The organism is Tritonibacter scottomollicae (assembly GCF_003003215.1).
GTDB lineage: Bacteria > Pseudomonadota > Alphaproteobacteria > Rhodobacterales > Rhodobacteraceae > Epibacterium > Epibacterium scottomollicae.
The window spans coordinates 37,919-50,079 of the sequence record NZ_PVUF01000003.1; the positions used below are offsets into that span (position 1 = coordinate 37,919).

The following is a 12,161-nucleotide window of genomic DNA, read 5'->3' on the forward strand; positions in this document are numbered from 1 at the left end:
CCTGCGCACACAGTCCCCGTTTCCGGAGCATTTTCAGGAGCATTGCCCCTTCTGGCAGTTTCCGCAGCGGAATTGGCGTTTTGACGGGCGTGTTTGCCCCATTGCGCATTGCATTCGCCCAAAAAGTTGGTCCAATAGGGTCACCTTGCACAATAGCCGGACGAGATCACATTGACCGACGACACCCCTGTACTCGAAATCCGCGGATTGCATAAATCCTACGGCGACTTGGAAGTCATCAAAGGGGTGGATATCACCGCCAAAAGAGGCGATGTGGTGTCTCTGATCGGCTCTTCAGGCTCCGGAAAATCCACACTGCTGCGCTGCTGCAACCTTCTGGAAGACAGCCAGCAGGGCGATATTATGTTCAAGAGCGAGCCCATCAGCTGGCGTGGCGCGGGCCTGTCCCGTCAGCCTGCCGATGCCAAGCAGGTGCTGCGCATCCGCACCAACCTTTCGATGGTTTTCCAGCAGTTCAACCTGTGGTCTCACATGACCATTCTCCAGAACGTCATGGAAGCACCGCTGACAGTGCTGAAACGCGACCGCGACGAGGTGGAGACCTCCGCCCGCAAATACCTCGACCAGGTCGGCATCGGCGACAAATGCGACGCCTTTCCGGCGCAGCTTTCAGGCGGCCAGCAACAGCGCGCCGCCATCGCCCGCGCGCTCTGCATGGAGCCCGAGGCGCTGTTGTTCGACGAACCCACCTCCGCCCTCGATCCTGAACTGGAGCAGGAGGTGGTCAAGGTCATCAAGGATCTCGCCAGCGAAGGCCGTACCATGCTGATCGTGACCCACGATATGCGCTTGGCCGCCGATGTCTCCGATCACATCGTGTTCCTGCACAAGGGGCTGATCGAGGAAGAAGGCTGCCCGGACGAAATCTTCGGAAACACTCGCAGTGAACGGCTGCGGGCGTTCCTGTCGTCGACGCGACAGGACCAATAACCAAAAACCAGACCAACACAATAACGGGAGTAACACCATGAAATCTCTGCTTCTCGGCTCTGCCGCGCTGGCTCTCTCCGCAACATTTGCCCTGGCCGATACCGTTCGCCTCGGCACCGAGGGCGCCTACCCTCCCTACAACTTCATCAATGATGCTGGCGAAGTTGACGGGTTCGAGCGCGAGCTGGGTGACGAGCTGTGCAAGCGCGCTGAGCTGACCTGCGAGTGGGTCACCAACGACTGGGATTCGATCATTCCTAACCTGCTGTCCGGCAACTATGATGCCATCATCGCGGGCATGTCGATCACCGACGAGCGCAAGGAAGTTGTTGCCTTCACCGAAGGCTACACCCAGCCATCGCCCTCCGCCTATGCAGCGCTGTCCGAAGGTGTCGACGTGACCTCCAGCGTCGTTGCTGCTCAGGCTGGCACCATCCAGGCCGCGCATGTCGCCGAATCCGGCGCAACCCTGGTGGAATTCCCGACCCCCGATGAAACCATCGCGGCGGTGAACTCCGGCGAGACGGACGTGGTCATGGCCGACAAGGACTTCCTGGCGCCGATCGTCGAATCCAGTGATCTGGTGTTCCTCGGCGACGTCTACCTCGGCGGCGGTATCGGCATGGCCTTCCGTCAGTCCGACGACGAGATGCGTGGTAAATTCAACGCCGCGATCGCCTCCATGAAAGAAGACGGTTCCCTGAACGACATGCTCGAAAAATGGGAAATCGAAGGTCAGTTCTGATCCGCTGACCCCAGACTGAAACACGGAAGGGGGGCATTGGCCCCCTTTCCACTTTTCCCCGCGCACCCTGCTGCGCTTGCGTGCGATCCCGCGCCAGAAAACGAGGCCCGCCATTTTTTCCTATTGCTCCGATCCGGCCATCCTGGAGGGTTTCCAATGGCTGAGCTGTTATCTGACCACCGGCAAGCACATGGGCTTTTACCTGTCTTTCGGGACCGTGTTGCTGCTTCTGGCGATCACTGCGCCACTGGCGCTGGCCTTCGGGTTCTTTGGCGCCAGCGCCGCGCGCTCGCGCATTGCCCCCCTGGCCATATTCGGCAAAGGCTACATCGCCATCGTGCGCGGTGTGCCCGATATCGCCTTCTTCCTGTTTTTCGTCATTGCGCTCGATCAGGGCATCGAATGGCTGCGTCACAAGGTGAAATGCTCTGACTGGGATGAACCGATCCGACAGGGCAATGATTTTGTGGTCTGCCAGATCGCAAAGATGCCGCTGAACGATTCCCCCCAATGGGTGCATGAGGCCTATGGCTTCAGCCTCGCGGTCCTGACTTTTGCCATCGTCTTTGGCGCCTTCGCCGCGAATGTCCTGTTTGGTGCGATGCGTGCGGTCCCCCGGGCCCAGATCGAAACCGCCGAGGCCTACGGCATGTCACCGCGCCAGTCGTTCTGGCGGGTGCTGGTGCCGCAGATGTGGGTCTATGCCCTGCCCGGCCTGTCGAACCTGTGGATGGTGCTGATCAAGGCCACGCCGCTTCTGTTCCTGCTGGGTGTCGAAGACATCGTTTACTGGGCGCGCGAACTCGGCGGATCCAAGACCGAACGGTTCACCGACTTCCCCCATGGCGACTGGCGCATGTGGTATTTCCTGGCGCTGCTGATCTTCTACCTCGCCTTCACCAAGGTCTCTGAACTTGTGCTGGCACGGATCTCGCGCCGCCTGTCCAAAGGTCAGGCCACGCTGGCCGGAGAGGCACAGCGCAAGGAACCCGGCACGGCTGCGGAGGCCACGACATGAGCTGCTTTGAGACGCTACAAGCCTATGCCTTTCGGTCGCTCGGTTATGGCGAACGCCTGCTGCCGCGCAGCGACTTCACCCTATGTGAACAATTCGTGCTGATCGGCTCCGGACTGATCTGGAACGTCTACTTCGGCGTGATCGCGATCGTCACCGGGTTCTTCTTTGCCAACGCGCTTGCGATGGCAAAGAACTCGCCGCGGCGCTGGCTGCGCAGCCCCGCCAACGGGTTCATCTTCGTGTTCCGCGGCTCGCCGCTGTTCATCCAGTTCTTCTTTGCCTACTTCCTGTTCCTGTCACTCAAGAGCGTGTCGCCGATCTTTGACCCGCTCTCTGCGGCGTGGCTCGGGGCGTTGATCGTACTGTTTCTCAACACCTCCGCCTATTCGGCAGAGATCTTCTACGGTGCGCTGCGCTCGATCCCCAAGGGCGATATCGAGGCCGCGGATGCCTATGGGCTGTCCGGCTGGCACCGCTTTCGCCGGGTGATCTGGCCCACCATGATGCGGCTCGCCTGGCCCGCCTACACGAATGAGGCCATCTTCCTCTTTCACGCCACCACGCTGGTGTATTTTTCGGGCTTTCCCGCCTGGCGGCAAAAAGGCGACGCGCTCTATTACGCGAACTATTTCGCGGACAAGACGTTCAACCCCTTTGTCCCCTACCCGATTCTCGCCTTCTACTTCATCCTGCTGACGCTGGTGATCATCGCCGTCTTCGGGGCGATCAACACCCGGCTGAACCGGCATCTCCCGCAAGAGCGGCGCACCAAAGTCCGCTTCAAGCCACAGATGATCCGCTGAACCACATCCGGGCTGACACTGCTCCTGTGCGACAAAGGCTCCTTCGGGAGCCTTTGTTGTTTTGTGGCCGCGGCCTCGCTCCCGGGCTTGCGACCCGGAAATGTCGCAAAAGAATACGGCACCTTCTGCCTTGAGGAATTTTTTTGATCAAATTTGCTTGCCAGCTTCGATTGGTCACGCCAATGTAGGGGCAACAAGACAAGGAGCACGCGCATGGACTTCTCTGCGCTCAGAACAATTCGTATCGCCGCCTGTGACCTCAACGGGCAAATGCGCGGCAAACGCCTCCCCGTCGGCATGGCCGACAAGCTGGGTGAAGGCTCCGCCCGCATGCCGTTTTCGGTTCTCAATGTCGACATCTGGGGCCGTGACATCGAAGACAGCCCGCTGGTGTTTGAAACCGGCGACGCCGATGGCATTCTGCTGCCCACCAAACGCGGCGCCGTGCCGATGCCCTGGCTCGCCACCCCCTCGGCGCTGGTGCCGATGAAGATGGTGCATGAAGATGGCCGCCCGTTCTTCGGCGACCCGCGTCAGGTGCTGGCTCATGTGCTCGACCGCTATACCGAGAAGGGCTGGACCGTCGCCGCCGCCACCGAGCTGGAGTTCATCCTGATCGACGACGCAGGCAGCCAGCCGCTGCCGCCCATTGATCCGCTGACCGGTCGCGCTCTGGACCAGCAATCGGTGCTGTCGATTGCCGAGCTGGACGCCTATGACGACTTCTTTACCGATCTCTATGATGGTGCCGAGGCCATGGGCATCCCAGCCCAAGATGCAATTTCCGAGGCCGGTCTGGGTCAGTTCGAGATCAACCTGACCCATCAGGACGCCATGCGCGCCGCCGATGATACATGGCTCTTTAAGGCGCTGGTCAAAGGGGTTGCACGCAAGCACGGCTTTGCCGCCACCTTCATGGCGAAACCGTATGCCGAGGAAGCCGGCAACGGCATGCATGTGCATTTCTCCGTCTGCGACACCGATGGCACCAACATCTTTGACAATGGCGGCCCCGAGGGCACGCCCGCCTTGCATGCGGCGGTGGCAGGCTGCATCAACGCCATGCGCGACAGCACGCTGGTCTTCGCCCCGCATGGCAACTCCTATGAACGGCTGGTGCCCGGCGCCCATGCGCCCACCTCCGCCGCCTGGGCCTATGAAAACCGCACCGCCGCGATCCGCATTCCCGGCGGCAGCCACAAGGCCCGCCGGATCGAACACCGGGTCTCGGGCGGCGACATCAACCCTTATCTGATGCTCGCCACCGTCCTTGGCGCGGCGCTCATCGGCATGGAGGACGGGTCCACGCCCCCGCCCCCCTCAGAGGGCAATATCTACGAGATCGAAGGCCTGCCGCAGCTTGCTGGCAGCTGGGCCGAGGCCATCGACCTGTTCGAGAACAGCCCCCTCATCGCACGCATCCTGCCGCCGATGGCCATCCGCAATCTGGTGATGACAAAACGCCAGGAGCTTGCGGGCTTTGCAGAGAAGCCGGCAGAGGGCCATTGGCTCTCGTGGCTCGAAGCCGTATGACCGCGGAGAATGGGTTCGATGTGCGAACCTCCAGTTTTGATCATATTTGGTGACTTATGAAGATCGGCATCCTGCAAACCGGCCACGCCCCCGAAGAGCTGAAACCCGCCTCCGGCAATTATGACGAAATGTTCCGCGCGCTGCTTGCGGGGCATGGGTTCAGCTTCGAGACCTATCCGGTGCTTGACGGGATCTTCCCGGATACGGCCGAGGCCGCCGACGGCTGGCTGATCACCGGCTCCAAATTCGGCGCCTATGAGGACCACGACTGGATCCCGCCGCTGGAGGATCTGATCCGCCAGATCCACGCCCGCAAGATGCCGCTGGTCGGCATCTGCTTTGGCCATCAGATCATCGCGCAGGCCCTTGGCGGCAAAGTGGTGAAATACGATGGCGGCTGGAGCGTTGGCCATACCGAATACCGCCTGCACGGCGCGCCGGTGCAGCTGAATGCCTGGCATCAGGATCAGGTGGTGGACAAACCCGCAGAGGCCCGCGTGATCGGCCAGAGTGATTTCTGCGCCAATGCCTTTCTGGCCTATGGCGATCACATCTGGACCGCGCAGCCGCACCCCGAATTTCAGAATGCCTTTGTCGATGGTCTGTTGCGGACCCGCGGCAAGGGCGTGGTCCCCGACGCTCAGCTTCAGGCCGCGTCAGAGACCCTCGACCGCGCCACCGACTCAACGCAAATAGCCAATGAGATTGCCGACTTCTTCAAGAAAGTGAGGACCCGATGACGAGCCCGACGCGCTGGCAGGAAAATCTGCCCGAAGCCGCAAAGACCTATCTGGAGGGCCGTCGTCTCGACGAGGTTGAATGCGTTATCTCGGACCTTCCCGGCATCGCCCGAGGCAAGGCGGTGCCAGCGTCGAAATTTGCCAAGCAGGATTATTTCCACCTGCCCGACAGCATCTTCTACCAGACCATCACCGGCGACTGGGCTGATGCGGCGGATGAGGATGGCTGGATCGAAAAGGACATGACGCTGAAGCCGGACATGTCCACAGCCACTGCCGCCCCCTGGACCGGCGACTGGACCCTGCAGGTGATCCATGATGCCTACGACCGCGAAGACAAGCCGGTGCCCTTCAGCCCGCGCAACGTGCTGAAACGTGTCGTCGACCTCTATCACGCGCAGGGTTGGAAACCTGTGGTTGCGCCGGAGATGGAGTTCTTTCTGGTGGCCCGCAACGTCGACCCTGCCCGCGACATCGAACCGATGATGGGCCGCTCTGGTCGCCCCGCTGCCGCCCGTCAGGCCTATTCCATGACGGCGGTGGATGAATTCGGCCCGGTGATCGACGACATCTATGACTTTGCCGAGGCGCAGGGCTTCGAGATCGACGGCATCACCCAGGAAGGCGGCGCCGGTCAGCTGGAAATCAACCTGCGCCATGGCGACCCGGTGAAGCTGGCGGATGAGGTGTTCTACTTCAAGCGGCTGATCCGCGAGGCGGCGCTGCGCCACGATTGTTTTGCCACCTTCATGGCCAAGCCGATCGCAGATGAGCCGGGTTCGGCGATGCACATCCACCACTCGATCATCGACATGGAAAGCGGCGAGAATATCTTCTCCGGCCCACAGGGTGGCGAGACGGATGCCTTCTATCATTTCATCGCCGGTCTGCAGACCTATCTGCCCGCAGGTCTCGCGGTGATGGCGCCCTATGTGAACTCCTATCGCCGTTATGTGAAGGACCACGCCGCGCCGATCAACCTGGAATGGGCGCGCGACAACCGCACCACCGGCATCCGCATCCCGCTGTCGGGACCGGCGGCGCGTCGGGTGGAAAACCGCATCGCAGGGATGGACTGCAACCCCTACCTTGGCATCGCGGTGTCGCTGGCCTGCGGCTATCTCGGATTGATGGAAGAGCGCCGCCCCACACGCCAGTTCAAGGGCGATGCCTATGAGGGCGATGGCGACATTCCCCAGGTGATGGGCCAGGCGCTGGATCTCTTTGACGAGGCCAAGGCGCTGCACGAGGTGCTCGGCCCAGACTTTGCCCGCGTTTACAGCTGTGTGAAACGGGCGGAATACGAGGAGTTCCTGCAGGTGATCTCGCCGTGGGAGCGCGAGCATCTGCTGCTGAACGTCTGATCCTTTAGCGCCACGCCCCGTCCTGGGCGTGGCGCATTGGATATTTATGAGAAGTTGAAAGACCAGCCCCCTGCGTTTGAACCTCAGGGGTGGCAGACCCATGAGGCCGACCCGATGGCGCTGAACCTGTTGCACGCAAATGACCGCCCCGGCAAATATCCCGAAAGCTGGTATGCCGCCACCGCGACGCCGGGGGTGCATTATCCGTCGCTGTCGGGGGGCGTACGGGCGGATGTCTGCATTGTGGGCGCGGGCTACACCGGCCTGTCGGCCGCGCTGCATCTGGCCGAAGCGGGCCGCAAGGTGGTGCTACTGGATGCGCAGCGGGTGGGCTTTGGCGCCTCCGGGCGCAATGGTGGCCAGCTGGGCTCCGGCCAGCGTCAGGACCAGGAGGTGCTGGAGCGCATGGTGGGACGCGAGGATGCCGCCAAGCTCTGGACCCTGGGCGAAGAGGCCAAGGACCTGGTCAAGGGGTTGATCGCCAAGCATGATATTGACTGTCATCTGAAACCCGGCGTGGCCTGGACCGCCGACAGCGCCCGCGAGGTGCGGCATCTGCATGACTATGGCCGTCACCTGCAGGACGCTTATGGTTACGATCAGATCGAGATCCTCGATCAGGAGGCATGCCACGCCATGTGCCCCTCGCCGGCCTATGTTGGCGGCGTGCTGGATCACGGCGCCGGGCACCTGCATCCGCTGAACTACGCGCTTGGTCTGGCGCGCGCTGCCGCTGCAGCCGGGGTGCAGATCTATGAGCGCAGCGAGGTCTTTGCCATCGAGGATGGCCCGCAGGTGGAGGTCCGCACCGGCGAGGGCACGGTGCGCGCCGACCATCTGATACTGGCCTGCAACGGCTATCTCGGCGGGCTGAACGATCAGGTTGCTGCGCGGGTCATGCCGATCAACAATTTTGTCGCCGCCACTGAACCGCTGGGCGATGACGCCGGCCGGGTGCTGGCCCGCGACGTGGCGGTGGCCGACAGCAAGTTCGTGGTCAACTACTTCCGGCTCAGCCATGACAAGCGGCTTCTGTTCGGCGGTGGCGAGAGCTATGGCTATCGCTTTCCCAGCGATGTCGCCGCCAAGGTGCGCCAGCCGATGACGGAGATTTTTCCGCATCTGCGCGACGTGAAGATCGACTACGCCTGGGGCGGCACGCTGGCTATCACCATGAAACGCCTGCCCTATCTGGCGCGGGTCTCGCCGCGCATCCTGTCGGCCTCGGGTTATTCTGGCCATGGCGTCGGCACCGCTACCCATGCGGGCCGTCTGATGGCCGAAGCCATCGCCGGCCAAAGCGACGGGTTCAACACCATGGCGCGCATTCCCACCGCCCCTTTCCCGGGTGGGCCCAAGATGCGCACGCCGCTGCTGGCGCTGGCGATGACCTGGTTTTCCCTGCGTGATCGGCTCGGCCTCTGATCTCGGCCGGGGGCGCTGCCCCCGGACCCCCGAGGTATTTTTGTAAAGATGAAGACGGGTCACGCCCCCATTCACCTGAAATGAAGCAGAGCTGAAGACAGCGAATCTCCGGTGCTGCCGCCGCGCGCCACATCGCTCCTTTGGACAAGTTTCGGGCGCGACATCCCTGCCCCAAGGCAACAATTTCGTGAAATTTCTACCCCGCAAGTGCCTGAGCACAGGGGAATCCTTGGCATCTCGACGTCATTGTTTTATATTTCTGAAAAGGCAAATTCAGGATTTTGAAATATGAGCCAGGCCCCCAATTCCCAGGTCCAGAACGTCCAAGTTCCGAATGTGCATCAGGGTGAACCCATCCCCGAGGCGGCGCGCGAGGCGATCGAGGCCTTGATGCAATCGGGCGACCTGTTTCGCTACACCGCACCAGAGGATGCACCGGTGTCCTTGCTGGAGACGGAGTTTGCCGCGCTTCTGGGCAGCAAATATGCGCTGGCGGTCTCGTCCTGTTCCGCGGCGCTGTTCCTGTCGCTGAAGGCGCTGGATCTGCCCCGTGATGCCCGTGTGTTGATCCCCGGCTTTACCTTTGCCGCGGTGCCCTCCTCGGTGGTGCATGCGGACTGCGTGCCGGTGCTCTGCGAGGTGGGTGAGAACTACCGCATCAACATGGACGACTTTGCCGCGAAGCTGGATCAGGACATCTCTGCCGTGATCATTTCGCACATGCGCGGGCATACCTCCGACATGGATGCGATCATGGCGTTGTGCGACGCGCGTGACATCCCCGTGGTGGAGGATGCGGCCCATTCGCTGGGCACCACCTGGCACGGGCGCAACATCGGCACTATCGGCCATGTCGGCTGTTTCTCCTTCCAGTCCTACAAGATGCTGAACGCTGGCGAAGGTGGCATTCTGGTGACCGATGACGCCGATCTCGTGGCCCGCGCGGTAATCATGTCCGGCGCCTATGAACACAACTGGCAGAAACACAAACCGGCGCGTGGCGACAATGGCACCGCGCTGGCCGAGGCCTTCGGGCGCTGGCAGAACCTGCTGCCGCTGTATAACCTGCGCATGAGCAACCTCTCTGCAGTGGTGATCCGCCCGCAGATCCCTGAGCTTGCCCGCCGCGTTGCCGATGGGCTGAAGAACCACGATTATGTGGCCGCGAAGCTGAACGCCCATGCCAATTTCCACGTACCCGCACCGCTGGCGCCCGAACGTCGCGCGCCGGATTCGATCCAGTTCAATCTGGTCGGCATGACTGATACGCAGATCGCAGATTTTGCGCAGGCTACGGCGGACAAGGGGATGAAGGTGCAGATCTTTGGTCGTTCCACCGACAACGCCCGGGCGTTCTGGAACTGGCAATTCCTCAAGGATCTGCCGGAGCTGCCGGAAACCCGCGCCATGCTGATGCAGGCCTGCGATGTGCGCCTGCCGGTGCGTCTGACACAGGCAGAACTGGATGTGATCGCGGATATCTTGCTGACCTCGGTCGAGGAGATCATGGCACGCGAAGCCGCCTGATCGACGGGGCAACACGCTGACTTTGTGAAGGGCGCGTCCGGACGCGCCCTTCTTCATGTCCACCATCTCCCGCGCCCATCGCCGCCGCGCGTCAGCGCGGCGCCCGGCCCAACTGGCGGTACTGCATCTTTGATGCGGTGCCGCTGGGCGGGAGCGCTCCCGCGCGTCGCGCCTGACATCAAAGATGTCAGGCCGCCCATTGGGCCTTGCAGCGCGCCTGCGGCGCGCTGCAAGGGGGACCGGTCGCAAGCATTGCGCAAAAAAGCCCCGGCAAACCGGGGCTTTCTACAGCTTCAGCTAAGAAACAGGCGCCCTCAGCTCAGTTTTGAGAGTTTTTCCTGCAGCTCCGCGAGCTGGCGCTTGATGGTGTTCAAATCGTCTTCGCTCTCACCGCTGTCATTATCCTCGCCGCCGCCAGTCCAGCCGCCACTCATTCCGCCGGTCATCGCCTTCAAGAACGCCTCCTGCTGGGTTTTCATGGCCTCGAAGCCGGGCATCTGCGCCATCGGATTGATCGCCGTCATATTCTCCATCATCTTCGACTGGCTGTCGCGCAGCATATCGAAAGACGCCTGCAGAAACTGCGGCATCACACCGCCTCCGGGCACCATATAGCTGCGCACCAGATCGTTGAGCACATTCACCGGCAACACGTTTTCGCCGCGGCTCTCATGCTCGGCAATGATCTGCAACAGATACTGGCGGGTGAGGTCATCCCCCGTTTTCAGGTCAAGGATCTGCACCTCGCGCCCGTCCCGGATAAAACCTGCGACATCTTCCAGCGTCACGTAATCGCTGGTCTCGGTATTGTAGAGCCTGCGGCTGGCATAGCGTTTAATGAGCAGAGGCTTATCCTGTTCCGCCATTCTCTTCTCCCCGGGAAATGTGCGCGTTGCAAAAACCCTAGGCGAGGCTGTCATAAAAAGAAAGCACTGAAAGCAAAAGGAGATGCTGCTGAGAACACCCCTCTTTCACCGTTGGAGGCGGATCAAGTGCAACGCACTCTTGAGAGGACACAGAGTCTCTGTGAATGCCGCTGTTGTCTCACTTTGAAGGTCCGCACCCCGTCCCCTCGCTCACCGAAGGCCACCATCATCAAAAGCGAAGATCCGTCGGACCGGTCCCGATGCACAGCTTTCGAGGGGGCCAGCCACACCGCGTGCCTCGTCGGCCCCGGAAGTGCCCCTTGCGCCCAACACTGATTGCCAGGCTCTCAGACACAAAAAAGGGCAGGCGCGCGGCCTGCCCTTTTCTTCGGGGTCCCGTTGGTTGGGAGGAGAGCTGAACGGGGCCCCGAACGTTCTCGCTGGCGATTATTTCGCGGCAGCGGCTTTCTTGGCAGCGGTGGAGACCTCTTCAGTGGCCTTCTTCACAGCAGCAGATGCCTCTTCAGACATGTCCTTGCCAGCCGACATCATCAGCTCGACGGTGTCCATCTGAACCTTTTTGGCAACTTCGGCGAAGGCTGCCATGTTCTCGGCTGCAACTTCAGCGGAGGAAGATGCAAAATCGGTTGCCGATTTGGCGTAGTCGGCCGGATCGGCTTTCGCCTTGGAGATATCGCTCATCTTCGCCAGAGTGTCTTTGGTCCACTTGCTGGAGATCTCGGCGTTTTTCTCGGCCGCGTCCAGCGCAACGGAGGAGAGCTTCTCGTTCAGAGCGGCAGTGTTCTTGAAGAAGTCTTCCATCGCGGAGGTGTCAACCGGGAAGGAAGCCATCATGTCTTTCATCATCGCGGAAAAATCTTGGGTCTTAGCCATGGTACTCATTCCTTTGTTACGATCCTTCGGAACGCGTCCGATCAGGAGGGTCCTAGCGGGAACCGCCCCGCTGTTGAGATCAATATGCATGCCGCAGTGCAGCATTTCAAGCAAAATTTGCTGCGTTGCAGAAATTTCATCTTAGTTTTACGTTAGAGATGCGCATTGAGGCACATGTCTCCAGCCCATCCGTAGCGCGCGCCCTCGGTATCCTGCGGCGCAGGCCTCTATAGACATGCCAGAGAGAGAGCGACGTCAGGCAATCAGCCTTTCGACCACCTCGGCCCAGCAGATG

The 12,161-nt window shown here is 61.3% G+C and carries 11 protein-coding genes; 9 read left to right on the forward strand and 2 right to left on the reverse strand.

The window, feature by feature from the left end:
- Positions 1–171 precede the first annotated feature (171 nt).
- From CLV89_RS06165 to CLV89_RS06205, 9 genes are all read left to right on the forward strand, one after another.
- Positions 172–951 carry an ABC transporter ATP-binding protein gene (locus CLV89_RS06165; protein WP_106162779.1) on the forward strand — a complete coding sequence of 260 codons (780 nt, stop codon included), beginning with the start codon at positions 172–174 and terminating at the stop codon, positions 949–951.
- Between the two features lie 37 nt (positions 952–988).
- A complete protein-coding gene (locus CLV89_RS06170; protein WP_106162780.1) occupies positions 989–1,696 on the forward strand; it encodes a transporter substrate-binding domain-containing protein in 708 nt (235 codons plus the stop codon).
- A gap of 112 nt (positions 1,697–1,808) precedes the next feature.
- Positions 1,809–2,714, forward strand: coding sequence for an ABC transporter permease (locus tag CLV89_RS06175; protein ID WP_106163093.1), 906 nt, complete (start codon positions 1,809–1,811; stop codon positions 2,712–2,714).
- The gene (locus tag CLV89_RS06180) at positions 2,711–3,517 is read left to right on the forward strand and encodes an ABC transporter permease (protein ID WP_106162781.1); all 807 of its coding nucleotides are present in this window, start codon (positions 2,711–2,713) and stop codon (positions 3,515–3,517) included. Before CLV89_RS06175 ends, CLV89_RS06180 begins: the two co-directional genes overlap by 4 nt.
- Before the next feature lie 213 nt (positions 3,518–3,730).
- Positions 3,731–5,050: a glutamine synthetase family protein gene (locus CLV89_RS06185; RefSeq protein ID WP_106162782.1), complete on the forward strand. Its 1,320-nt coding sequence runs from the start codon at positions 3,731–3,733 to the stop codon at positions 5,048–5,050.
- Between the two features lie 56 nt (positions 5,051–5,106).
- Positions 5,107–5,790, forward strand: a complete 684-nt coding sequence (locus tag CLV89_RS06190; RefSeq protein WP_106162783.1) for a type 1 glutamine amidotransferase — start codon at positions 5,107–5,109, stop codon at positions 5,788–5,790.
- Positions 5,787–7,154: a glutamine synthetase family protein gene (locus CLV89_RS06195; protein ID WP_106162784.1), complete on the forward strand. Its 1,368-nt coding sequence runs from the start codon at positions 5,787–5,789 to the stop codon at positions 7,152–7,154. Before CLV89_RS06190 ends, CLV89_RS06195 begins: the two co-directional genes overlap by 4 nt.
- Before the next feature lie 114 nt (positions 7,155–7,268).
- Positions 7,269–8,579: an NAD(P)/FAD-dependent oxidoreductase gene (locus CLV89_RS06200; RefSeq protein WP_106162785.1), complete on the forward strand. Its 1,311-nt coding sequence runs from the start codon at positions 7,269–7,271 to the stop codon at positions 8,577–8,579.
- Positions 8,580–8,867: 288 nt separating this feature from the next.
- Entirely contained in the window at positions 8,868–10,106 is a 1,239-nt protein-coding gene (locus CLV89_RS06205) for a DegT/DnrJ/EryC1/StrS family aminotransferase (protein ID WP_106162786.1), read from the forward strand.
- A gap of 314 nt (positions 10,107–10,420) precedes the next feature.
- Here the strand turns inward: CLV89_RS06205 and phaR are convergent, their stop codons facing one another.
- Both phaR and CLV89_RS06215 read right to left on the reverse strand, forming a co-directional pair.
- Entirely contained in the window at positions 10,421–10,972 is a 552-nt protein-coding gene (phaR, locus tag CLV89_RS06210; RefSeq protein WP_106162787.1) for a polyhydroxyalkanoate synthesis repressor PhaR, read from the reverse strand.
- Between the two features lie 447 nt (positions 10,973–11,419).
- A complete protein-coding gene (locus tag CLV89_RS06215; protein WP_106162788.1) occupies positions 11,420–11,866 on the reverse strand; it encodes a phasin family protein in 447 nt (148 codons plus the stop codon).
- Positions 11,867–12,161 lie beyond the last annotated feature (295 nt).

Excerpts from the sequence above, each read along its gene's own strand:
- CLV89_RS06170 (WP_106162780.1), top strand. The coding sequence starts at position 989 with ATGAAATCTCTGCTTCTCGGCTCTGCCGCGCTGGCTCTCTCCGCAACA.
- CLV89_RS06180 (WP_106162781.1), top strand. The coding sequence starts at position 2,711 with ATGAGCTGCTTTGAGACGCTACAAGCCTATGCCTTTCGGTCGCTCGGT.
- CLV89_RS06185 (WP_106162782.1), top strand. The coding sequence starts at position 3,731 with ATGGACTTCTCTGCGCTCAGAACAATTCGTATCGCCGCCTGTGACCTC.
- CLV89_RS06190 (WP_106162783.1), top strand. The coding sequence starts at position 5,107 with ATGAAGATCGGCATCCTGCAAACCGGCCACGCCCCCGAAGAGCTGAAA.
- CLV89_RS06195 (WP_106162784.1), top strand. The coding sequence starts at position 5,787 with ATGACGAGCCCGACGCGCTGGCAGGAAAATCTGCCCGAAGCCGCAAAG.
- CLV89_RS06200 (WP_106162785.1), top strand. The coding sequence starts at position 7,269 with ATGGCGCTGAACCTGTTGCACGCAAATGACCGCCCCGGCAAATATCCC.
- CLV89_RS06205 (WP_106162786.1), top strand. The coding sequence starts at position 8,868 with ATGAGCCAGGCCCCCAATTCCCAGGTCCAGAACGTCCAAGTTCCGAAT.
- phaR (WP_106162787.1), bottom strand. The coding sequence starts at position 10,972 with ATGGCGGAACAGGATAAGCCTCTGCTCATTAAACGCTATGCCAGCCGC.
- CLV89_RS06215 (WP_106162788.1), bottom strand. The coding sequence starts at position 11,866 with ATGGCTAAGACCCAAGATTTTTCCGCGATGATGAAAGACATGATGGCT.